This window comes from Arsenophonus nasoniae (assembly GCF_004768525.1).
Taxonomy (GTDB): domain Bacteria; phylum Pseudomonadota; class Gammaproteobacteria; order Enterobacterales; family Enterobacteriaceae; genus Arsenophonus; species Arsenophonus nasoniae.
This window is the reverse complement of sequence record NZ_CP038613.1, coordinates 2,431,105-2,453,851: the sequence shown is the minus strand read 5'-3', so window position 1 is coordinate 2,453,851 and position 22,747 is coordinate 2,431,105. Positions and strand designations below refer to the sequence as shown.

Annotated in this window: 19 protein-coding genes; all 19 read left to right on the top strand. The window is 42.1% G+C overall.

Annotation, left to right across the window (positions count from 1 at the left end; all coding sequences use genetic code 11):
- Positions 1 to 353: 353 nt before the first annotated feature.
- The 19 genes from ArsFIN_RS12285 to menE all read left to right on the top strand — a co-directional run bounded on the left by ArsFIN_RS12285 (position 354) and on the right by menE (position 22,646).
- Positions 354 to 794, top strand: coding sequence for an NADH-quinone oxidoreductase subunit A (locus ArsFIN_RS12285; RefSeq protein WP_026822050.1), 441 nt, complete (start codon positions 354 to 356; stop codon positions 792 to 794).
- A gap of 20 nt (positions 795 to 814) precedes the next feature.
- A complete protein-coding gene (locus ArsFIN_RS12280; protein ID WP_026822049.1) occupies positions 815 to 1,489 on the top strand; it encodes a NuoB/complex I 20 kDa subunit family protein in 675 nt (224 codons plus the stop codon).
- A gap of 80 nt (positions 1,490 to 1,569) precedes the next feature.
- Positions 1,570 to 3,369, top strand: coding sequence for an NADH-quinone oxidoreductase subunit C/D (gene nuoC / locus ArsFIN_RS12275; RefSeq protein ID WP_034249286.1), 1,800 nt, complete (start codon positions 1,570 to 1,572; stop codon positions 3,367 to 3,369).
- Positions 3,370 to 3,371: 2 nt separating this feature from the next.
- Entirely contained in the window at positions 3,372 to 3,920 is a 549-nt protein-coding gene (nuoE, locus tag ArsFIN_RS12270) for an NADH-quinone oxidoreductase subunit NuoE (RefSeq protein WP_026822047.1), read from the top strand.
- Positions 3,917 to 5,272: an NADH-quinone oxidoreductase subunit NuoF gene (nuoF, locus tag ArsFIN_RS12265; RefSeq protein ID WP_026822046.1), complete on the top strand. Its 1,356-nt coding sequence runs from the start codon at positions 3,917 to 3,919 to the stop codon at positions 5,270 to 5,272. The genes nuoE and nuoF overlap by 4 nt, the downstream gene beginning before the upstream one ends.
- A gap of 94 nt (positions 5,273 to 5,366) precedes the next feature.
- Complete coding sequence (gene nuoG, locus ArsFIN_RS12260) at positions 5,367 to 8,090, top strand: NADH-quinone oxidoreductase subunit NuoG (protein ID WP_026822045.1); 2,724 nt, start codon at positions 5,367 to 5,369, stop codon at positions 8,088 to 8,090.
- Positions 8,090 to 9,064: an NADH-quinone oxidoreductase subunit NuoH gene (gene nuoH, locus ArsFIN_RS12255; RefSeq protein ID WP_026822044.1), complete on the top strand. Its 975-nt coding sequence runs from the start codon at positions 8,090 to 8,092 to the stop codon at positions 9,062 to 9,064. Before nuoG ends, nuoH begins: the two co-directional genes overlap by 1 nt.
- Before the next feature lie 17 nt (positions 9,065 to 9,081).
- The gene (nuoI, locus tag ArsFIN_RS12250) at positions 9,082 to 9,624 is read left to right on the top strand and encodes an NADH-quinone oxidoreductase subunit NuoI (RefSeq protein ID WP_026822043.1); all 543 of its coding nucleotides are present in this window, start codon (positions 9,082 to 9,084) and stop codon (positions 9,622 to 9,624) included.
- A gap of 12 nt (positions 9,625 to 9,636) precedes the next feature.
- Complete coding sequence (gene nuoJ / locus ArsFIN_RS12245) at positions 9,637 to 10,170, top strand: NADH-quinone oxidoreductase subunit J (RefSeq protein WP_026822042.1); 534 nt, start codon at positions 9,637 to 9,639, stop codon at positions 10,168 to 10,170.
- Positions 10,167 to 10,469: an NADH-quinone oxidoreductase subunit NuoK gene (gene nuoK / locus ArsFIN_RS12240; RefSeq protein WP_026822041.1), complete on the top strand. Its 303-nt coding sequence runs from the start codon at positions 10,167 to 10,169 to the stop codon at positions 10,467 to 10,469. Before nuoJ ends, nuoK begins: the two co-directional genes overlap by 4 nt.
- A complete protein-coding gene (gene nuoL / locus ArsFIN_RS12235; RefSeq protein WP_026822040.1) occupies positions 10,466 to 12,313 on the top strand; it encodes an NADH-quinone oxidoreductase subunit L in 1,848 nt (615 codons plus the stop codon). Before nuoK ends, nuoL begins: the two co-directional genes overlap by 4 nt.
- 19 nt (positions 12,314 to 12,332) lie before the next feature.
- Positions 12,333 to 13,853: an NADH-quinone oxidoreductase subunit M gene (gene nuoM / locus ArsFIN_RS12230; RefSeq protein WP_026822039.1), complete on the top strand. Its 1,521-nt coding sequence runs from the start codon at positions 12,333 to 12,335 to the stop codon at positions 13,851 to 13,853.
- 6 nt (positions 13,854 to 13,859) lie between these two features.
- Positions 13,860 to 15,314: an NADH-quinone oxidoreductase subunit NuoN gene (gene nuoN / locus ArsFIN_RS12225; protein ID WP_026822038.1), complete on the top strand. Its 1,455-nt coding sequence runs from the start codon at positions 13,860 to 13,862 to the stop codon at positions 15,312 to 15,314.
- A gap of 173 nt (positions 15,315 to 15,487) precedes the next feature.
- Entirely contained in the window at positions 15,488 to 16,783 is a 1,296-nt protein-coding gene (locus tag ArsFIN_RS12220; protein WP_246067210.1) for an isochorismate synthase, read from the top strand.
- Positions 16,784 to 16,941: 158 nt separating this feature from the next.
- Complete coding sequence (gene menD / locus ArsFIN_RS12215) at positions 16,942 to 18,615, top strand: 2-succinyl-5-enolpyruvyl-6-hydroxy-3-cyclohexene-1-carboxylic-acid synthase (protein WP_026822036.1); 1,674 nt, start codon at positions 16,942 to 16,944, stop codon at positions 18,613 to 18,615.
- Positions 18,612 to 19,388, top strand: a complete 777-nt coding sequence (gene menH, locus ArsFIN_RS12210; RefSeq protein ID WP_026822035.1) for a 2-succinyl-6-hydroxy-2,4-cyclohexadiene-1-carboxylate synthase — start codon at positions 18,612 to 18,614, stop codon at positions 19,386 to 19,388. Before menD ends, menH begins: the two co-directional genes overlap by 4 nt.
- Before the next feature lie 2 nt (positions 19,389 to 19,390).
- A complete protein-coding gene (gene menB / locus ArsFIN_RS12205; protein WP_026822034.1) occupies positions 19,391 to 20,248 on the top strand; it encodes a 1,4-dihydroxy-2-naphthoyl-CoA synthase in 858 nt (285 codons plus the stop codon).
- Positions 20,248 to 21,222, top strand: coding sequence for an o-succinylbenzoate synthase (gene menC, locus ArsFIN_RS12200; RefSeq protein ID WP_026822033.1), 975 nt, complete (start codon positions 20,248 to 20,250; stop codon positions 21,220 to 21,222). Before menB ends, menC begins: the two co-directional genes overlap by 1 nt.
- Positions 21,219 to 22,646 carry an o-succinylbenzoate--CoA ligase gene (gene menE / locus ArsFIN_RS12195; protein WP_026822032.1) on the top strand — a complete coding sequence of 476 codons (1,428 nt, stop codon included), beginning with the start codon at positions 21,219 to 21,221 and terminating at the stop codon, positions 22,644 to 22,646. Before menC ends, menE begins: the two co-directional genes overlap by 4 nt.
- The last annotated feature ends 101 nt before the right edge of the window (positions 22,647 to 22,747 follow it).

Sequence of the window (22,747 nt, the reverse complement as noted above, 5' to 3'; positions counted from 1 at the left end):
TCAAAAAATAGCGGAACTGATGCTGTTTTAAAACAGGTTTTTCCTGAGATAATGGTGTAGAAAAAACGAAATATCAGTTACACTAGTTACTAGCTGTGAGTATTAGTTGAATGAGCTGTCCCGTTTTAGCTAGCGATGTTTTTTAATTTATAGTTTACGGTAAAAGGTGCGAAGAGAGGCATTATTCTATAAACAAAATAGTGGTGAGAGGGACAAAGTTGAAGAAAATTGATGTTTGTCTGTCGATTTTAATTTTTCTTCTCATCTAATTATGGTTAGTGTGGTGTAATATTGCGCTAATTCAAGAGCAAAGCAATGACACCGTTTTTATTTATAATGAGTAAGCAGCGAGTATGTCTACATCTATTGAAGTATTTGCTCATCATTGGGCTTTTGCAATCTATCTTATCGGTGCTCTTGGTCTGTGTTCCTTAATGTTACTTGGTGCCTATTACCTTGGTGGTAGATCCCAAGCCAGAGCAAAGCATATCCCTTATGAATCGGGTATTAATTCTGTTGGTAGTGCCCGTTTGCGTATATCAGCCAAATTTTACTTGGTTGCCATGTTTTTTGTTATTTTCGATGTTGAAGCGTTATTCCTTTATGCGTGGGCAGTCTCTATTAAAGAAAGTGGTTGGTTAGGCTTTATTGAGGCAAGTATTTTTATTTTGGTGTTATTGGTGGGCTTATTCTACTTGGTTCGTATTGGGGCACTTAATTGGACACCAGTGCGTTCATGTCGCCATGTTGCAAAACCAAGTGAAGTAATTAAAACCAACAATCGTCACCCCTAGTAAAATTGAGGCATTTAAAGATGGATTATACGCTCACTCGCATTGACTTAAATGGTGAGAATGACCGTTATCCCTTGCAAACACAACAAGTTGTCGGAGATCCATTAGAACAGCATGTTCATCGTAGTGTTTATATGGGTAAATTAGAGCATGCTTTACATAATATGGTGAATTGGGGCAGAAAAAATTCTCTTTGGCCATACAATTTTGGCCTTTCCTGTTGCTATGTTGAGATGGTGACCTCTTTCACGGCGGTACATGATGTTGCCCGGTTTGGTGCTGAAGTATTAAGGGCATCACCGCGACAGGCTGATTTTATGGTTGTTGCTGGAACCTGTTTTACTAAAATGGCTCCTGTTATTCAACGACTTTATGATCAAATGTTAGCGCCTAAATGGGTGATTTCGATGGGGGCTTGTGCTAACTCGGGGGGTATGTACGATATTTATTCTGTTGTTCAAGGGGTTGATAAATTTCTTCCTGTTGACGTTTATATACCCGGTTGTCCACCACGTCCTGAAGCTTATATGCAAGCTTTATTATTATTACAAGAATCGATTGGTAAAGAACGTCGTCCATTATCATGGGTGGTCGGCGATCAGGGTGTTTATCGCGCGAATATGCAATCTGAAAAAGAGCGTAAACGTGGGGAAAGAATAGCGGTTAAAACGCTACGGACACCCGATGAAATATAAGGCTTATAAATAAGCTATTCAGCGTAACAGAAGCAATGTGTTGCGGTCGTAATAAACCTGATCAAGTGTTGTGGTGCATAATGATAACAGATCAGATAACGCAAGAAAGTGTCAGGCCAGTATGGCAAACTTATGATCATTGCGATGATCCAATAATTTTGGCACTGCGTAACCAATTTAGTCCAGATGCTTTCACCATTCAATCAACTCGTACGGGAATGTTAGTCATATGGATCAAACGTGAACAACTTCTTGCCGTGATAGAGTTTTTGAAAAAGCAGCCTAAACCTTATGTGATGCTGTTTGACTTACATGGGGTTGATGAACGGCAAAGAGTATATCGGCATGGTTTACCTGACGCTGATTTTTCCGTTTTTTACCATCTCATTTCCATTGAGCGTAACCGCGATATTATGTTGAAAGTGGCGCTTAGTGAGAAAGATCTTAATGTTCCATCTCTAGTTTCTTTATTTCCCAATGCTAATTGGTATGAACGTGAAGTATGGGATATGTTTGGCATAACATTTACTGGCCATCCGAATTTGCGGCGGTTATTAATGCCAGTAACCTGGCAAGGACATCCATTATGTAAAGATTATCCGGCCAGAGCCACTGAATTTGATCCTTTTGTTTTAACCAAACAGAAGCTTGATTTAGAGATGGAGTCACTGACCTTTAAACCCGAAGAATGGGGGATGGCTAGAGGCAACGAACATGAGGATTTTATGTTCTTGAACCTAGGCCCGAATCATCCTTCATCTCACGGCGCTTTTCGAATTGTACTGCAACTTGATGGTGAAGAGATTATCGACTGTGTACCTGATATTGGTTACCACCATCGAGGTGCAGAGAAAATGGGCGAACGCCAATCCTGGCACAGTTATATTCCCTACACTGACCGCATTGAGTATTTAGGTGGCTGTGTTAATGAAATGCCTTATGTATTAGCGGTAGAAAAACTGGCAGGTATTGATGTCCCTGAGCGCGTTATGACTATCCGCGTTATGCTGTCAGAGTTATTTCGTATTAACAGCCATTTACTCTATATCAGTACTTTTATTCAGGATGTCGGTGCGATGACACCGGTTTTCTTTGCCTTTACCGATCGGCAAAAAATATATGACATCATTGAAGCAATCACTGGTTTCCGTATGCACCCTGCTTGGTTTCGGATCGGTGGCGTTGCCCATGATTTACCACAAGGTTGGCAGAAACTGTTGCAGGAATTCCTGGATTGGATGCCAAAGCGTCTCGATTCTTATGTAAAGGCAGCATTGCAAAATAGTATTCTTAAAGGACGCTCAGTGGGGGTTGCCGCTTATACGACTAAAGAAGCATTAGATTGGGGGGTTACTGGTGCTGGATTAAGGGCAACGGGTCTTGATTTCGACATTCGTAAATGGCGTCCCTATTCAGGTTATGAAAACTTTGAATTTGAGGTTCCCATCGGCAACAACGGCGATTGTTATGATCGTGTGATGTTAAAAGTAGAAGAGCTACGGCAAAGCCTGCATATTCTTAAGCAATGCTTAAATAATATGCCGGCTGGACCATTTAAAGCTGATCATCCACTCACGACCCCACCACCCAAAGAGCGCACCTTACAGCATATTGAAACCATGATTAACCATTTTCTACAAGTTTCATGGGGACCAGTTATGCCTGCAAATGAGGCTTTCCAGATGATTGAAGCAACAAAAGGGATCAATAGTTACTATCTGACCAGTGATGGTAATACGATGAGCTATCGTACACGCGTTCGTACGCCAAGTTTTGCCCATTTACAGCAAATTCCTGCTGTAATCAGAGGCAGTCTGGTGTCTGATCTTATTGTCTACCTTGGTAGTATTGATTTTGTCATGTCAGATGTGGATCGTTAATAATGCAAGATGAATTTAATCCAAATCAACAGCAAAAGCGGCTTGATGTCGCTAATAGGATAGAGTCTCACACCAAACATGATTTTGCGTTGACCGAAGAAGAGCGGGAAGCGATCGAACAAGAAAAACATCATTATGAAGATGCTAGGGCTGCATCAATTGAAGCATTGAAAATTGTGCAAAAAAAGCGCGGTTGGGTGGAAGATGGTGCTATTTATGCGATTGCCTCTCTGTTAGGTATTCCTGCTAGTGATGTCGAAGGGGTAGCGACCTTCTATAGTCAAATTTATCGTCAACCGGTTGGTCGTCACATTATCCGTTATTGTGACAGTGTGGTTTGTCATATTACTGGTTATCAAGGTATTGAGACTGAAATTATCAAACTATTGCAGATTGCGCCCGGACAAACCACCGCCGATGGCCGTTTTACCTTATTACCAACTTGTTGTCTGGGTAACTGTGACAAAGGTCCTACAATGATGATTGATGAGGATACGCATAGTCATGTAAAGCCATCTGATATTCAACGGCTATTGGAGCAGTATCCATGACAACACAGCGACAAATTACCCGTAATGAACAGACGCATCCATTAACTTGGCGTTTACGTGCAGATCAGCAACCCGTCTGGTTAGAGGAGTACTTAAGTAAAAATGGTTATCAAGGTGCTAAAAACGCCTTAAAAAACATGTCGCCAGATCAAGTGGTTAGCTTAGTTAAAGATGCTGGTCTTAAAGGTCGTGGTGGTGCTGGTTTTTCTACCGGTCTGAAATGGAGTTTGATGCCGAAAGATGACAGCATGAATATTCGTTATCTACTTTGCAATGCGGATGAAATGGAGCCAGGAACCTATAAAGATCGTCTTTTAATGGAACAGCTACCGCATTTGTTGATCGAGGGAATGTTAATTGGTGCCTATGCATTAAAAGCATACCGTGGATATATCTTCCTACGCGGTGAGTATATTGAAGCAGCCAAACATTTACGTAAAGCGATTGAGGAAGCGAAAGCAGCGGGTCTATTAGGTAAAAATATTCTGGCTACTGGTTTTAACTTTGAGCTTTTTGTCCATACCGGTGCTGGACGCTATATTTGTGGTGAAGAAACAGCGCTAATTAACTCCCTTGAAGGACGCCGAGCAAATCCGCGATCAAAACCGCCTTTTCCGGCAACATCCGGTGTTTGGGGGAAGCCAACTTGCGTCAATAATGTGGAAACACTCTGTAATGTGCCTGCGATTATTGCACATGGTAAAGAGTGGTATCTCGGCCTTAGTGAAGGTAAAAGTAAAGATGCAGGTACCAAGCTGATGGGATTTTCTGGCCGGGTTAATAATCCAGGGTTGTGGGAATTACCTTTTGGTATCACTGCGCGCGAAATCTTAGAAGATTATGCGGGTGGCATGCGTGAAGGTTTAACCCTCAAAGCCTGGCAACCAGGCGGGGCGGGTACCGATTTTCTGACCGAAGCGCATCTTGATTTAGCGATGGATTTCGACAGTATCGCTAAAGCGGGTAGCCGTTTAGGAACCGCACTGGCCATGGCGGTTGATCATAAAATTAATATGGTTTCTTTAACCCGCAATTTAGAGCAATTTTTTGCCCGTGAATCGTGTGGTTGGTGTACGCCGTGTCGTGATGGCCTACCTTGGAGTGTGAAAATTTTACAGGCTTTAGAGCGGGGTGAGGGACAACCCGGTGATATTGAAACATTAGAGCAACTATGTCGCTTTCTTGGGCCAGGTAAAACTTTTTGTGCGCATGCACCCGGTGCGGTGGAACCTTTGCAGAGTGCTATCAAATATTTTCGTGCTGAATTTGAAGCTGGCATCAGTCAACAGAATTTGGCCAACTTGAGTCCAATTGCAGGTATTCAGCCAAATTTGTTAAAGCAACGTTGGTAATAATCTACCCGAAGCTAAATAAAAACGTATTTAAGTCGACTGAATTTTTGATTAACGCCTGCTAAAAAGCAGGCCATTAGGAAGCATGCTGACTATGGCTACAATATATGTAGACGGCAAACGATATGATGTAAATGGGGCTGAAAACCTATTGCAGGCCTGTCTCTCTCTGGGGCTGGATATCCCTTACTTTTGCTGGCATCCAGCGTTGGGTAGTGTTGGTGCTTGCCGTCAATGCGCAGTTAAGCAATATCAAAACGCTGACGACACCCGAGGTCGTCTGGTCATGTCCTGCATGACCCCGGCTTCTGATGGAACCTATATTTCCATCGATGATGATGAAGCTAAGCAGTTTCGTGCAAGTGTTGTTGAGTGGTTGATGACAAATCATCCACATGATTGTCCGGTTTGTGAGGAAGGCGGCAATTGTCATTTACAAGATATGACAGTGATGACTGGTCATACGATGCGTAAATATCGTTTTACTAAACGCACTCATTATAATCAGGATCTGGGCCCATTCATTGGGCACGAAATGAATCGTTGTATCGCTTGCTATCGCTGTGTTCGTTATTACAAGGATTATGCTGATGGTACCGATCTAGGTGTTTATAGCGCGCATAATCATGTCTATTTTGGCCGGGTGGAAGACGGTACGCTAGAAAGTGAATTTGCTGGCAATTTAGTTGAGATCTGTCCCACGGGTGTTTTTATTGATAAAACCCATTCTGAACGTTACAATCGCAAGTGGGATATGCAATTTGCGCCAGGAATATGTCAACAGTGTAGTATCGGTTGTAACACAAGCCCTGGTGAACGTTATGGTGAATTACGCCGGATTGAAAATCGTTACAACGGCATGATAAACCACTATTTTTTATGTGATCGTGGCCGCTTTGGTTATGGTTATGTTAATCGTAAAGATCGTCCTCGCCAGCCTCAATTAGTTAAAAAAGGAAAACGCCACACGATTTCGGCGCTAGAGGCGATGCAAGCGGGGGCGAAAATTTTACGCCAGGCAAAAAAGACTATTGGTATTGGGTCACCACGAGCCAGTATCGAGAGCAATTATGCATTGCGAGCACTGGTTGGCGAAGATAACTTTTATTCCGGTATTTCCGCAGCACAACAGCGTCGTCTCGAATTAATGGTCAACATTTTGCAAAAGGGCGGCGTCTATACGCCGACATTGCGCGAAATTGAAAATTATGATGCGGTACTGGTTTTGGGAGAAGATTTAACCCAAACTGGGGCACGTATTGCATTGGCGGTTCGTCAAGCGGTTAAAGGCAAAGCCAGAGCAATGGCTGCAGCACAAAAAGTGGCAGATTGGCAAATCGCCGCAGTGTTAAATATAGGCCAACATGCTAAATATCCTCTATTTATCACCAATATAGACGATAGCCGGTTAGATGACGTTGCTGCATTAAATTATCGGGCACCAGTTGATGATCAAGCTCGCTTTGCTTTTGCTATTGCTCACGCTTTGGATAGTAAGGCGCCAGCCGTTAATGATTTACCGGCAGATGTCAAAGCGAAAGCGGAATTAGTGGCCGCAGCATTATTGCAGGCCAAAAAGCCACTTATTATTAGTGGTAGCAATGCTGGTAGTGACGCACTTATCCAGGCCGCGGCCAATATAGCCTTTGCATTAACCGGGCAGAATGTCGCAGCCGGCATTACCTATATTGCTGCTGAAGCGAATAGCTTTGGTTTGGCTTTAATGAATGCTCAACCGTTAGATAGGGCAATTGAGCGTATCGCATCCGGTGAGGTTGATACTGCCGTTGTTATGGAAAATGATCTTTATCGCCATAGTGATGTTGACAGCGTTAATAATGCTTTGGATAAGCTTAATAAATTGATTGTCGCCGATCATCAGCGTACCGCTATTATGGATTATGCAGATCTTATTTTACCCGCCGCTAGCTTTGCTGAAAGCTCTGGAACAATGATTAATAATGAAGGTCGCGCACAACGTTATTTTCAAGTGTTTGATCCGACTTATTACCAACCTAATATTGCCATCAATGAAAGTTGGCGTTGGTTTCATTCATTGCAGGCAGAGTTTGAAACACGTCAAATAGATTGGTCACAATTAGATCATGTGATCAAGGCTTGTATAACCGCCATGCCTCAGTTTACCGCTATTGTTGATGCAGCACCTAATGCGACATTCCGTATTCGCGGACAAAAACTAGCACGATCTCCGCAACGTTATAGTGGTCGTACCGCAATATTGGCTGATATTACGGTCAGTGAACCTGGCCAGCCAAGAGATATTGATACGCCATTTGCTTTTTCTATGGAAGGCAACAACAGTCCCATGGCTAAACGCCAACAAATTCCATTTGCTTGGTCGCCAGGCTGGAATTCACCTCAAGCATGGAATAAGTTTCAAGCTGAAGTCGGCGGGCCGTTACGCTTTGGTGATCCGGGTATCCGATTATTTAATTCAACCGATAGTCGCCTAGATTATTTTACTGCTATTCCGCCAGCGTGGCAGCGCCAAGATGACCAATGGACGGTTGCTCCTTACTATCATTTATTTGGTAGTGATGAAACCTCCCAGCGCGCGGAAGCAATACAACAACGTATGCTAGAAGCTTATATTATGCTCAATATTGAAGATGCTGAAAACCTAGCGGTGAAAGTTGGTGCCATGCTTGAATTCAGTTATGGTGGGCAAGTTTATCGATTGCCAGTTCGTGTCAGTTATCATTTAGCGCGAGGGCAGGTTGGCTTACCACTAGGTATGCCCGGTATTGCGCCATCGATGGCAGGTGTTGCCGTGAAAAATTTACGGAGGGCAACATGATGACGCTATTTTCTACCGAAATCACTGCTGCGATTATTGCTGTTTTACAAGCGATAGTTATTTTGCTGGTAGTGGTTATTTGTGGCGCTTTAATGAGTTTTGGCGAACGCCGCTTATTGGCACTGTTCCAGAATCGTTATGGACCTAATCGGGTAGGGTGGGGAGGTTCATTACAGATTGCTGCTGATATGATAAAAATGCTATTTAAAGAAGATTGGATCCCGCAATTTTCAGATAAGCGTATTTTCATGTTGGCACCGGTAATTGCTTTTTGTTCCATGTTATTGGTGTTTGCCATTATTCCAGTTAGTGCAACTTGGTATGTTGCCGATCTTAACATTGGCTTACTGTTTTTTTTCATGATGGCCGGATTAGCGGTTTATTCGGTACTGTTTGCGGGTTGGTCAAGTAATAATAAATACTCTTTATTAGGCGCGATGCGCGCTTCTGCCCAGACCTTAAGTTATGAAGTTTTTTTGGGACTTTCATTAATGGGGGTCGTCGCTCGCGCTGGCTCCTTTAACTTAATCGATATTGTCAATTCACAAGTAGGGTTATGGAATATTATTCCCCAATTTTTCGGCTTTTTAACCTTTGTTATCGCAGGTGTTGCAGTTTGTCACCGTCATCCATTTGATCAACCTGAATCAGAGCAAGAACTGGCTGATGGCTATCATATTGAATATTCTGGTATGAAATTTGGTCTATTTTTCGTCGGCGAATATATCAGTATTGTCACCGTTTCCGCATTAATTGTGACCTTATTTTTCGGTGGTTGGCTTGGCCCATTTTTACCTGGCTTTATTTGGTTTGCCTTAAAAACTGCCTTCTTCATGGTGATGTTTATTCTGGTTCGCGCCTCATTACCACGTCCGCGGTATGATCAAGTGATGGCTTTTGGTTGGAAAGTGTGTTTGCCATTGACGTTGATCAATCTGTTAGTCACAGCAGCCGTTATTCTATGCAATGCTTAATAAGGGAGGATTGAGCCATGACATTAAAAGAGTTAGTGGTTGGTTTAGCCACCCAAATACGTAGTATTTGTATGATTGGGCTACACGCTTTTCATAAACGTGAAACGAAAATGTACCCGGAAGAACCGGTTTATTTACCTCCTCGCTATCGCGGGCGTATTGTATTAACTCGTGATCCTGATGGTCAAGAGCGATGTGTGGCATGCAATTTATGTGCTGTAGTTTGCCCTGTTGGTTGCATTTCACTGCAAAAAGCGGAACAGCCAGATGGCCGTTGGTATCCAGAATTTTTCCAAATTAATTTTTCCCGTTGTATTTTTTGTGGTTTATGTGAAGAGGCTTGTCCGACTACCGCTATTCAACTAACGCCCGATTTTGAAATGGGGGAATACCAACGCCAAGATTTAGTTTATGAAAAACAGGATTTGTTGATTTCAGGGCCAGGTAAATATCCAGATTATAATTTTTATCACAAAACGGGTATGGCGATTAATGGTAAAGATAAAGGTGAAGCAGATAATGAAGCTAAGCCGATTAATGTCAAAGATTTGTTGCCATAAGGAACGATGTTTATGGAATTTACATTTTATGTCGCCGGATTGGTTGCTATTTTGGCGACGCTAAGGGTAATAACACATACCAATCCAGTTCATGCGCTGTTGTATCTGATCGTTTCCCTGTTAGTTTTAGCAATAGTTTTCTTTGCTGTTGGATCTTATTTTGCTGGTGCCTTAGAGATTATCGTTTATGCCGGAGCGATCATGGTGCTGTTTGTGTTTGTTGTCATGATGCTTAATTTAGGTAAATCAGTCGTCGATCAGGAACGTGTCTGGCTACAACCAAAAGCATGGATTGGCCCAGCCATTCTTTCAGCCGTTTTACTTGGCGTTATTGTTTATGCCATCGTGGCAATAAAACATAGCCAGATCAAAGGCGAAATGATCAGTGCTAAACAGGTTGGCATCAGTTTATTTGGTCCTTATGTGTTAGCGGTTGAACTGGTTTCTTTATTGTTATTGGCAGGTCTGGTCGTGGCATTTCATATCGGGCGTGAAAAACGGCTACACGCTGTTGATAGTCATTCTGAAGTGGAGGAACAAGTATGATCCTTCTGCAACATGGTTTAATTTTAGCGGCGATTTTATTTGTTTTAGGCTTAAGTTGTTTACTGATCCGGCGCAATCTTCTCTTTATGTTAATTGGATTAGAAATAATGATTAACTCAGCGGCATTAGCGTTTGTAGTGGCGGGTAGTTATTGGGGACAAGCTGATGGTCAAGTGATGTATATTTTAACCATCAGTTTGGCTGCAGCGGAAGCAAGTATAGGATTGGCGTTGTTATTACAACTTCATCGTCATCGCCAGAACCTTAATATTGATGAAGTCAGTGAGATGCGCGGATGAATTTACTCTATTTAACCATTCTGCTGCCACTATTGGGATTTCTACTGCTCGCATTCTCTCGCGGACGTTGGTCGGAAAATTTGTCCGCTATCGTCGGGGTTGGTTCGGTAGGTTTGGCAGCACTAATAACCTGTTGGCTAGCGATTGATTTTTATGCTAATAATGCTGATGGTGGCTATGTTTATCGTCAGACATTGTGGCATTGGATAGCAGTAGATAACTTTAACATTCCTATTACACTGGTACTTGATGGTTTATCGTTAACCATGTTAGCGGTTGTCACCGGCGTTGGCTTTTTGATTCATCTATACGCTTCTTGGTATATGCGTGGTGAAGAAGGTTATTCACGCTTTTTTGCTTATACCAATTTATTTATTGCTAGTATGGTTATTCTCGTTTTGGCTGACAACATGCTGCTAATGTATCTTGGTTGGGAAGGCGTCGGCTTATGTAGTTATTTGCTAATTGGTTTTTATTATACCAAGCCAGAAAATGGCAAAGCAGCCATGAAGGCTTTTTTTGTCACACGAATTGGTGATGTTTTTTTAGCCATTGGCATGTTTATTCTCTATAACCAATTTGGCACTCTGAATTTCCACCAATTGAGCCTATTAGTGCCACAGCAAATTAGCGCGGGTTCGCCGCTTATCAATTGGGCAACGTTAATGATCCTTGGCGGTGCAGTTGGTAAATCTGCTCAGTTACCTTTGCAGACTTGGTTAGCCGATGCAATGGCCGGCCCAACGCCAGTATCTGCCCTTATTCATGCCGCAACCATGGTCACTGCGGGGGGTTATTTAATTGCCCGTACGCATATTTTGTTCTTAATGGCACCGGAAATATTGCATTTAGTCGCTATTATTGGTGCGGTTACCCTTATATTGGCCGGATTTGCGGCTCTAGTACAAACCGATATCAAACGCGTACTGGCTTATTCGACGATGAGTCAAATAGGTTATATGTTTTTAGCTTTAGGGGTTCAGGCATGGGATGCGGCTATTTTTCATTTGATGACCCACGCGTTTTTTAAAGCGTTACTTTTTTTATCCGCAGGTTCAGTTATTGTTGCCTGTCACCATGAACAAAACATATTTAAGATGGGTGGCTTACGTAAAACGCTACCCTTTGTTTATGGTTGCTTTTTAATTGGCGGGGGAGCGTTATCGGCAATACCGCTAGTTACTGCCGGCTTTTATAGTAAAGACGATATCTTATGGGGAGCCGCCCTGCAAGGAGAAACGGTTTTACTGTGGGCTGGCATAATTGGTGCATTTATGACCGCACTCTATACCTTCCGTATGATTTTTATTGTCTTTCATGGCAAAAAACAGGCAAGGGTTCAAGCTGTCGGTGGTATTAGTCATACCCTGCCGTTAGCGGTATTAGCCGTATTATCCACGGTTGTTGGAGCACTGATTATTCAACCGTTAGCGGGCATATTCCCTGTCAGTGAAACAATCGATGAGTCGGGTAAAGTTAGGTTAGAAATAGTTTCAGCGATTGTTGCATTACTCGGACTGGCACTAGCGATATTTCTCTATCTGGGCAAACGTCAGGTTGTTAAATCTATTGCTAAAAGTCCAGTGGGACGTTTTTTTACTGCTTGGTGGTATCAGGCATGGGGATTTGACCAACTTTATAACCTTATTTTTATAAAACCCTTTAAAGTAATTGCTCAATTATTGGCAAATGATCCGGTCAATTCATTCATGAATATTCCAGCTGTGATGTCGCGTTGGGGCAATAAAGGCTTAACTTTTAGCCAGAATGGGCAGATCCGTTGGTATTTGGCTTCTATGGGGTTTGGGGCAGTGTTGATGTTAGCACTGTTACTTCTGGTTTAATTAAGGGACACATTGCGCCATGCTATTACCTTGGCTAATACTTCTTCCCTTCATCGGTGGTGTGCTTTGCTGGCAGTCCGGACGATTTAATCAACGGGCACCACGCTATTTAGCACTGCTTGTGATGGGGTTAACACTGCTCCTCTCTGTACTACTTTGGTTACAGGGAAATTATTCGTTGACTAATACTTTAGCATTACCCCAATGGCAGGCAATCTTTTTCATGCCATGGATCACGCCATTAGGTATTAATATTGCCTTGGCAATTGATGGTTTATCATTACTAATGATAGTGCTAACAGCTATCATGGGGATTTTTTCGGTATTGAGTTCGTGGAGTGAAAATCAACCAAATCAAGGGGCTTATCACTTTCATTTGATGTGGATTCTAGCCGGAGTGATGGGAATTTTCCTGGCGGTAGATCTGTTTTTGTTTTTCTTCTTCTGGGAAATGATGTTGATCCCAATGTATTTTCTGATTGCTAATTGGGGACATAAAGGCTCGGAAGAACGTGCACATGTCAATGCAGCGACTAAGTTTTTTATTTATACCCAAGCAAGTGGCTTGATTATGTTGGTAGCAATTGTGGCATTGGCGTTAATTCATTATCAGTCATCGGGTAATTGGTCATTTGCCTATCACGATCTATTAAATACCAAAATGTCAGCGCTGACACAGTATCTGTTAATGCTAGGGTTTTTTATTGCATTTGCAGTGAAAATGCCTTTGGTACCTTTTCATGGCTGGATGGCAGACACACAAGAACAATCGCCAACAGCCGGCTCCGTTGATATTTCAGGTATCATGCTTAAAACGGCAGCTTATGGTTTATTGCGTTTCACATTACCGCTATTTCCTACCGCATCGATTCAATTTACCCCTATCGCGATGACGCTAGGTGTGATCAGTATATTTTATGGTGCATGGTTAGCATTCAAACAGACAGATATCAAACGCCTGGTGGCTTATAGCAGTTTGTCGCATATGGGCTTTGTTACCGTCGCTATTTATGCCGGTTCTACCCTGGCTTACCAAGGAGCAGTGTTACAAATGATTGCTAATGGCCTGTCAGGTGCGGCTTTGATCATTATTAGTGGTCAACTTTATGAACGTACCGGAACCCGTGATATGCGCATGATGGGAGGATTATGGAAACGGATCATGTGGCTACCTGCACTATCACTATTTTTTGCTGTGGCAACATTGGGCATGCCGGGTACCGGAAATTTTGTTGGTGAATTTATGATCCTATTTGGCACTTTTGGGCAATTTAAATTGGTGACAACGATTATGGTATTCGGTGTGGTATTTGCGTCTATTTATGCACTTTGGATGATGCAACAGGTCTATTATGGTAGCGCAAAATCAGAAAAAGCACTGCCCGCTTTAAATGGTCGCGAGATATTGGTTTTACTGACATTAGCCTTGTTATTAGTGATATTAGGTTTTTATCCGCAACCCGTGTTAGATACTTCAAAAAATGTGATGGAATCGCTGCACAGTTTGTATTCTATTTCGTTTTCAACCTTAAGGCCATAATTCGTCATGACCATAACTTTTGAACAATTGATCGCATTGTCACCACTTCTGATCGTTGGGCTATTAGTGGTGATTGTGATGTTATCCATTGCCTGGCGGCGCCTTCATTTACTCAATGCCACTTTAACGATAGCCGGTTTTATTATTGCGTTAGTGACCTGCTTTTTAATTGGCGATAAATTACCGCTTGAAGTCACTCCATTAATCTATGTAGATAAATATTCACTCTTTTATAGTGCACTGATTTTGCTTACTGGTATTGGCACAGCAATTTATGCCTATGGATGGCTTACCGGATACCCTGATAATAAAGAAGAGTTTTATTTATTATTAGCTATCGCGGGAGCAGGCGGGATTTTGTTATCAATGGCCAACCATTTAGCAAGCTTATTCATTGGTATTGAATTAATTTCATTGCCATTATTTGGCTTGGTTGGCTATGCCTTTACCCAGAAGCGTTCATTAGAAGCTAGCATTAAATATATGTTGCTATCCGCCGCTGCCTCTGCATTTTTATTGTTCGGTATGGCGTTACTTTATGCTGAATCAGGCAGTTTGCTATTTGCCAAATTAGGTTTAAGCCTAAATGAGCATATTATTCACTATCCGGTCATTATGGTTGGTGTTGGTATGATGTTGGTCGGAATTGGTTTTAAACTCTCTTTTGTCCCTTTTCAATTGTGGACACCGGATGTTTATCAAGGTGCACCTGCACCTGTAGCAACATTTTTGGCAACCGCGAGTAAGATCGCTATTTTTGCGGTTTTAATGCGTTTACTAATGACATCACCGATAGCAGAAAGTCAGGCATTATTGTTAGTACTTAGTATTATTGCCATTGCTTCTATCTTGTTTGGTAATTTAATGGCCATATCGCAACGGAGTATTAAACGGCTGCTAGGTTACTCATCTATTGCCCATATGGGATATTTACTGCTGCCGTTAATTGCGTTACAAACTGATAGTGTTGCAGCGCAAATTACGGTAGCAATCTATTTTATGGGGTATTTATTGGCCAGTTTAGGTGCTTTTGGCGTTGTCAGTATTCTATCTAGTCCCTACTGTGGTGATGATAAAGACGATATTAATGTTTATCGGGGATTATATTGGCGTCAACCGGTGCTGGCGATTATTTTGACCATCATGATGCTGTCGTTAGCAGGCATACCTATTACGCTAGGTTTTATTGGTAAATTTTATCTGATTATTACGGCTATTAATGCCGAATTATGGTGGTTAACAGCCGTTGTTATTATCGGTAGTGCGATGGGTTTATACTATTATTTACGTTTTATGGCTTGTATATATAGCCGTGAGCCGCTAGCTAATGACCAACCGCACAAACAAGTAAGTGTTAATTTAGCCACTTTATTTGCGTTATTGTGTGCCGTTATAACAATTTTATTGGGAATATGGCCACAACCTTTGTTTGAGATTGCACTTGCTGCTTTGGCGGCATAAATATCTTCATGTATTAATAGCCTGGCGTTAATATCGCTGGGTTTTTTATGCTAGAGATTGTTAATCGCAAAAAATTTAATGATCGTTTGCTAAAGCGACAAATGGCAGAATAAATACAAGATTAGCCAATTGGTTTGATGAAATGATTTATTGCAGTCAAGAGGATAGTAATAGTGGTTAATATTAGCGAGTTCATGGCAAGTGTTTATCAATTTTTATCTGAACGACAAATTGAAGGGAAAAGTGGGCAACAATATCAATTTTCTTTACCCGCTGATATTCAATTTCCTGCCTTAGATTGGCTAGCTAGTCAGCAATTTTATCCTCAATTTTATTGGCATCATCGTGATGGTCATGAGGAAGTGGCTTTACTCGGCGAGGTAAAACATTTTACTAATATTGTCGATGCTGAACAATTTTTACAGCAACAATCCGCTACCACAACTATGCGGATCTGGGGATTGAATGCTTGGCAGCCACTGCCTGATAATGAATATTATGCTGGTTTTGTTGGTGATGAGAGCTATTTATTCTTACCGCGGGTCGAGTTTCGATATTGTCAGGAAAGGTGGATATTAGCTGTCAATATTATTGATCAACAAGATCTGCCACACGCCCTGCAATTTTTAGCCGAATTGCAATTGGTTAAACCCATTTCTCCGCTTAATAGTCACATTAAGCAAGTTCAACATCTTCCTGAATACCAACAGTGGCGCGATTTAACTACTCAGGCAGTGCAACTAATTAATAGTGGAGTGATGGATAAAGTTGTTATTGCCCGCCAAACGGATATTCAATTAACAAAGCCGTTAAATGCGGCCAGTCTGACGTCGGCAAGTAAAGCGGTTAATCGTCAATGTTATCATTTTATGTTGTCCTTTAACGCTCAACATACCTTTTTATCAGCAACGCCTGAGCGACTTTATTATCGTAAATTTCAACAACTTTATACTGAAGCATTAGCTGGAACGGTAGTCAATTCATCCGATCAGGCAATCAGGCAAACCTATTCGGATTGGTTAATGAATGATGATAAAAATCAGCATGAAAATCGATTGGTGGTAGAGGATATTTGTCAAAGATTACAAAATAATTGTGAAAAGATTAGTGTTTCCTCACCTGATATTATTTTATTACGTAAAATTCAGCATCTGCGTCGTCTTATTCGCGTCACACTACGTGATGCTAGTGATAGCGACTGTCTAAATCGTCTACAGCCGACAGCTGCGGTTGCTGGTGTGCCGAGAAAAACAGCTAAGCATTTTTTACAGCAAAATGAGCCTATTTGTCGTGGTTGGTATGCAGGTAGTGCCGGCTATTTATCACTAAATCAAAGTGAATTTGTTGTCTCTTTACGTTGTGCACACCTGAATGATGATCATCTTCGACTTTATGCCGGTGCCGGTATCGTTAACGATTCAGATCCCTGGCAAGAATGGCTTGAGGTGGAAAATAAGGCCGCAGGGTGACAAACATTGCTAAATAAGGAAACATTTTGTTGTGAAAGTTGATTTTTACAACAAAAATAATATTTAAGCGTCATTTTATTGAACTGGAATAAAGAAAATAACGTAATTTTACTTAAAATTGCTATTATTTTATTTCTTATTTCTGCTTTGAGTCATGTATGTCGCATAGTGTTTTTAACCGTCAATGGGCGGAAGTTATTCTTGAAGCATTAACCCGACATGGATTAAGCCATGTTTGTATTGCACCAGGCTCTCGCTCTACACCATTGACATTAGCCGCCGCCGCAAATTGTAAGTTAATTTGTCATACTCACTATGATGAACGCGGCTTAGGCTATTTTGCTTTGGGCTTGGCAAAAGTAGTTAGCAAACCGGTGGCCGTTATTGTTACTTCTGGTACCGCAGTCGCTAACTTATATCCTGCTTTAATCGAAGCTGGCTTAACGGGTGAAAATATCATTTTCTTAACCGCCGACAGGCCAGCAGAATTAATTGATTGTGGTGCTAATCAGGCGATCCGACAAAGCGCTATTTTTGCTGATCATCCGGCACAAACATTAACATTACCCAGCCCAACCCAAAATATCAGTGCACAATGGTTAGTTAGTACCATTGACAATGCCATGAATAATCTTTCCCATGGCGCTTTACATATCAATTGCCCATTTGCAGAACCTTTATATGGTGAAGCTTCAACACAGATTGACTGGCAAAATTCACTCGCGGGTTGGTGGCAATCTTCCACACCCTGGTTGCAAGGTGATGTCTCTCGTTCATTAGCATTGGTCACCGATTGGCATGTTTGGCGACAAAAAAAAGGTCTGGTGATCGCGGGCAGAATGCGGCCTGATGAGGGAGCGCAAGTTGCACAATGGGCAGAAATGCTAGGTTGGCCAATAATTAGTGATGTTTTATCACAAACTGGGCAACCTTTACCCTGTGCGGATCTTTGGTTATCCATAACCGCGGTGAAAAACATTTTGCAAAATGCCCAGTTAGTCGTCCAGTTTGGCTCAAGTTTAACCAGTAAACGTTTATTGGAATGGCAAGCACAATGCCAACCTGAAGAATATTGGATTATTGATCACATTCCTGGTCGTCTAGATCCGACAAATCATCGTGGTAGGCGATTGGTTAGTTCCGTATCTAACTGGTTAATTGCCCATCCGGCCGTTGCCTGTTTACCGTGGGCGAACGCATTGATAGCTATTGTCAATAGTGTTTATAGCGGCGTCACGCAACAGTTTGAACACCAATTTTCAGAAGCCGCCATTGCGCATCAACTTACACAATTGTTACCGACCAATGGGCAACTTTTTGTGGGTAATAGTTTGATTGTCAGATTAATTGATACTCTCAGCCAATTGCCGGCCAGTTACCCAATTTATAGTAATCGTGGAGCCAGTGGTATTGATGGTTTGATTGCTACATTAGCGGGTGTGCAAACTGCCAATGCGAAACCCACGTTAGGGATCATCGGCGATATTTCGGCGCTTTATGACTTAAATAGTCTAAATTTATTACGTGCTGGCTTAGCACCCATGGTGTTGATTGTGGTGAATAATAATGGTGGTCAAATCTTCTCTATGCTGCCTACCCCTGAAGTGGAAAGAGAACGGTTTTATTGCATGCCTCATCAGCTGCAATTTAAGCATGCGGCTGCCATGTTTGGTCTCTCTTACGCTGCACCGTCGAATTGGCATGAGTTGAAAGAGACTATCAACAATTATTGGCAGCAGGGTGGTAAGGCGTTAATGGTCGAATTGCTAGTAGAAGGTGATGAAGGGGCAAAAACACTTAATCAACTTGTTAACCAGATGATGCAATTATGAGGTTATATACACGACGATACCATGAAAAATGTGCTGGGACATGGTTAGTTTGGTTACATGGTCTACTTGGCGCAGGCGGTGAATGGCTGCCTATTATTGAACAATACGCTAATCGCCCATCACTGACGATTGATTTACCGGGGCACGGACGTTCACCGCATATTCCGTTGGCAAATTTTTCTTATTTAAGTCGGCTAATTGAGCAGGCAATTCAGGCTAATCAAATTGACAGTTATTATCTCATTGGCTATTCATTGGGTGGAAGGATCGCGATGTATTACGCCTGTCAGTCTCAACCTACTAAATTGAAAGCATTAATTGTTGAGGGGGCCAATGTTGGTTTAAAACGGCCCGCTGAACGTTTACTACGTTTAAAGCATGATCAGTCTTGGGCAAAACGCTTTCGAAGTGAGCCTATGGATAATGTCTTATCTGATTGGTATCAACAAGCCGTCTTTCATGACTTATCCGCTGAGCAACGGCAACAATTAATTGCTGAGCGCGCAAATAATTGTGGCGAACATGTTGCTCATTTATTGGAAACGACTTCATTAGGTAAACAACCTTTTTTAGTCAATAAATTATTACAGCGAAACTACCCTTTCAGCTACCTCTGTGGTGAGTATGACGAAAAGTTTTGCGCTCTCTCACAACAATTTTCGTTACCACTTATTCGGATACCTGAGGCTGGGCATAATGCCCATCGTAGTAATCCTGTTGCTTATGCTACAGCAGTGGAGCGTTTTTTAACATTTTCTGACGGAAGGAATTGAATATGCAGTGTCTGAATAAAGAACAATCTTATGCTGTTGCACAATGGCATGATTATTCCGCTCAATTTGAAGATATTCTTTATCATAAAACCAAAGATGGAATTGCTAAAATTACGATTAATCGTCCCCATGTTCGTAATGCATTTCGGCCACAAACCGTCAAAGAGATGATCCAGGCATTATCCGATGCTCGTTACGATAATGCGATAGGCTGCATCATTTTAACCGGTCAGGGAGAGAAAGCCTTTTGTGCCGGCGGTGATCAGAAAATTCGTGGTGATTATGGTGGCTACCGAGATGATAATGGCATCCATCACTTGAATATTTTAGATTTTCAACGCCAAATTCGGACCTGCCCAAAGCCGATTGTTGCTATGGTTGCCGGTTATGCGATTGGCGGTGGGCATGTATTACATATGATGTGTGATTTAACCATTGCTGCTGACAATGCCATATTTGGTCAAACTGGCCCTAAGGTGGGTTCATTTGATGGTGGTTGGGGCGCTTCTTATATGGCACGTATCGTTGGACAAAAAAAAGCGCGCGAAATTTGGTTCTTATGTCGTCAATATGATGCTCGGTCTGCATTGGATATGGGATTGGTAAATCAGGTTGTACCTTATGCTGAACTTGAGCGGGAAACGGTAAGCTGGTGCAGAGAGATGCTAAAAAACAGCCCAATGGCATTACGCTGTTTGAAAGCAGCGCTGAATGCGGATTGCGATGGCCAAGCAGGTTTACAAGAGTTAGCCGGTAATGCCACGATGTTGTTTTACATGACTGAGGAAGGTCAGGAAGGCAGAAATGCTTTTAATGAAAAACGACAACCCGATTTTTCAACTTTTGAGCGTAATCCATAATGCGTAAGGCGGCAATATATCAATTTAGTCTTCCGCTGGAAACGGGGATTATATTACGGCAGCAACGATTAAAATCCCGTGATGGTTTTCTTATTCATTTACAGGAAAATAGCTCTCATGGCTGGGGTGAAATTTCACCTTTACCCCAGTTTAGTGTTGAAACATTAGAAACGGCTCGATCGGCACTACAAACGAGCTTGCGTGATTGGTGTCAGGGGGCAGCAATAAAAGAATGTGATATTCCATCCGTGGCTTTTGGGCTCAGTTGTGCACAGGCTGAATTAATGGCTGAATTACCGGAAATAACCCATTATCCAAAAGCTCCCCTTTGCACTGGTGATTTGGATGAGCTTATTTTACAACTAAATGCGGCTAATAGTGAAAAAGTGGCTAAGGTTAAGGTTGGCTTTTACGAGTCAGTGCGCGATGGGATGGTGGTTAATTTGCTACTTGATGCCGTTCCTTGCTTGCGTTTACGCTTGGATGCAAATCGAAGTTGGAATCCCTCACAAGCCGCCGCATTTGCTAAGTATATTAAGCCAGCTAATCGCGCTAGAATTGATTTTATTGAAGAGCCTTGCAAAACCATGCATGACTCGCTGGCTTTTGCTCATCAAACGGGGATTGCAATTGCTTGGGATGAAAGTGTTCGTGAGCCTACTTTTCAACTTAAAAAACAGCCAGGCGTTAGCGCCATCATTGTTAAACCCACCTTACTGGGCAGCTTAAATCGTTGTAAGCAACTTATTGATAACGCACGGGCTTTGGGATTAGAGACGGTAATTAGCTCTAGTCTGGAAAGTAGTTTTGGTTTAACCCAATTAGCGCGAATAGCCAGCTGGTTGACACCACAAACCGTGCCAGGATTAGATACCTTGTCTCTCCACCAGGCACAACTTGTTCGTCAATGGCCGGAAAGTTCATTACCGCTCATCGGATTAAATGAATTAGAACGAATATGGCAACATGAATGATATTTAATCAATGGCCTTGGCTCTATTGGGCGGAAAAATCACCGACAGACATTGCGCTGATAACCGAGAATAGACAATATTGCTGGCACCAATTAGTGGCAAAAATTAATGCTATTGCCGCCAATTTTCAACGTCAGTTGCTTGCTCCCCAGCAGATGACTCTGATGTTAAGAGGTAAAAATGGTCTTTCCATGCTGTTATGTCAGTTGGCATTATTACAATTGGGTGCTCGTATTTTGCCGCTTAATCCACAACTGCCAGAGAGTAGCATCACAGAATTAACTGCCGGTTTGGCGATTGATTATATGATTGATTTTACAGAAGAGCCGTTGTCTTTGCCGAATATAAAATCATTAGATTATCGAGCTGTCATAACAAAATCGCCTAATTTTCAAGATGATGTCACTGTAGCTGTGCCTTTTATGCCATTGCTGCCAGCGACATTAATATTAACCTCCGGTTCAACCGGTTTAGCGAAAGCAGTGGTACATAATATTGCCGCTCATCTCAACAGTGCTAGGGGGCTGCTTGCATTATTGCCATTTCAACGAGAGGATTGCTGGTTGCTATCGTTACCGCTTTTTCATGTCTCAGGTCAGGGAATTATTTGGCGGTGGTTATTTCGAGGAGCAAGATTAGCAATAAAAGCAACCAGTTCGTTACCCCATGCTTTACAGCAATGCAGCCACGCGTCTTTAGTACCTACTCAATTATGGCGTTTATTGCAGATAAAAAATATTGAGCAAAAAGCCAGTTTACAGAATGTGTTATTAGGCGGCGCGATGATCCCGCACGAGCTAGTTGCTGCGGCTAAACAGCATGGGATCCGCTGTTGGTTAGGTTATGGTATGACAGAAACCGCTTCCACGGTTTGCGCTAAACAAGCAGATAGTGGCATAGGGATTGGTTTACCTTTAACCGGTAAGTCGCTTCGTTTAGTCAATAGTGAAATTTATATTCAAGCTGATAGCTTGGCCTTAGGCTATTGGTGGCAGGGTAAAGTGCTACCATTAGCATTAGTTAATGGCTGGTTTGCTAGCCGTGATAAAGGCTCGTTTGCGGAAGGTGAATGGCGGATCTTAGGTCGATTGGATAATCAATTTTTCAGTGGCGGGGAAGGTATTCAACCCGAAGATATCGAAGCCATCTTAAATAGCCATCCCGATATTAAAAAGAGTTTTATCATCCCAATAGCCGATAGAGAATTTGGTCACCGTCCAGTTGCGGTTATTGAGTCTGATAATCAACAACTGGTAACCAGTTTAAATCAGTGGTTAGAAAATCGGTTAGCTGCTTTTCAACGGCCTATTGCTTATTATTTATTGCCTAGAATGTTAATAGAGAATGCCGGCATTAAGCTTTCACGTCACAATATCAAACAATGGCTTTTGCAGCATCATAATGATGATAATAAACGGGTTTAAACCAGTCTGATGTTGGCTTTAAGGCGAGAATAGTTGAGAGTAATGGAGCTCCTTGCTTAAACACATTTCTTAGACTGCCATCAGGGTAAAAATGATTCGGA

What these genes read in the sequence shown, in the direction of transcription:
- ArsFIN_RS12285 (WP_026822050.1), top strand. Translation starts at nt 354, where the DNA reads ATGTCTACATCTATTGAAGTATTTGCTCATCATTGGGCTTTTGCAATC.
- ArsFIN_RS12280 (WP_026822049.1), top strand. Translation starts at nt 815, where the DNA reads ATGGATTATACGCTCACTCGCATTGACTTAAATGGTGAGAATGACCGT.
- nuoC (WP_034249286.1), top strand. Translation starts at nt 1,570, where the DNA reads ATGATAACAGATCAGATAACGCAAGAAAGTGTCAGGCCAGTATGGCAA.
- nuoE (WP_026822047.1), top strand. Translation starts at nt 3,372, where the DNA reads ATGCAAGATGAATTTAATCCAAATCAACAGCAAAAGCGGCTTGATGTC.
- nuoF (WP_026822046.1), top strand. Translation starts at nt 3,917, where the DNA reads ATGACAACACAGCGACAAATTACCCGTAATGAACAGACGCATCCATTA.
- nuoG (WP_026822045.1), top strand. Translation starts at nt 5,367, where the DNA reads ATGGCTACAATATATGTAGACGGCAAACGATATGATGTAAATGGGGCT.
- nuoH (WP_026822044.1), top strand. Translation starts at nt 8,090, where the DNA reads ATGACGCTATTTTCTACCGAAATCACTGCTGCGATTATTGCTGTTTTA.
- nuoI (WP_026822043.1), top strand. Translation starts at nt 9,082, where the DNA reads ATGACATTAAAAGAGTTAGTGGTTGGTTTAGCCACCCAAATACGTAGT.
- nuoJ (WP_026822042.1), top strand. Translation starts at nt 9,637, where the DNA reads ATGGAATTTACATTTTATGTCGCCGGATTGGTTGCTATTTTGGCGACG.
- nuoK (WP_026822041.1), top strand. Translation starts at nt 10,167, where the DNA reads ATGATCCTTCTGCAACATGGTTTAATTTTAGCGGCGATTTTATTTGTT.
- nuoL (WP_026822040.1), top strand. Translation starts at nt 10,466, where the DNA reads ATGAATTTACTCTATTTAACCATTCTGCTGCCACTATTGGGATTTCTA.
- nuoM (WP_026822039.1), top strand. Translation starts at nt 12,333, where the DNA reads ATGCTATTACCTTGGCTAATACTTCTTCCCTTCATCGGTGGTGTGCTT.
- nuoN (WP_026822038.1), top strand. Translation starts at nt 13,860, where the DNA reads ATGACCATAACTTTTGAACAATTGATCGCATTGTCACCACTTCTGATC.
- menD (WP_026822036.1), top strand. Translation starts at nt 16,942, where the DNA reads ATGTCGCATAGTGTTTTTAACCGTCAATGGGCGGAAGTTATTCTTGAA.
- menH (WP_026822035.1), top strand. Translation starts at nt 18,612, where the DNA reads ATGAGGTTATATACACGACGATACCATGAAAAATGTGCTGGGACATGG.
- menB (WP_026822034.1), top strand. Translation starts at nt 19,391, where the DNA reads ATGCAGTGTCTGAATAAAGAACAATCTTATGCTGTTGCACAATGGCAT.
- menC (WP_026822033.1), top strand. Translation starts at nt 20,248, where the DNA reads ATGCGTAAGGCGGCAATATATCAATTTAGTCTTCCGCTGGAAACGGGG.
- menE (WP_026822032.1), top strand. Translation starts at nt 21,219, where the DNA reads ATGATATTTAATCAATGGCCTTGGCTCTATTGGGCGGAAAAATCACCG.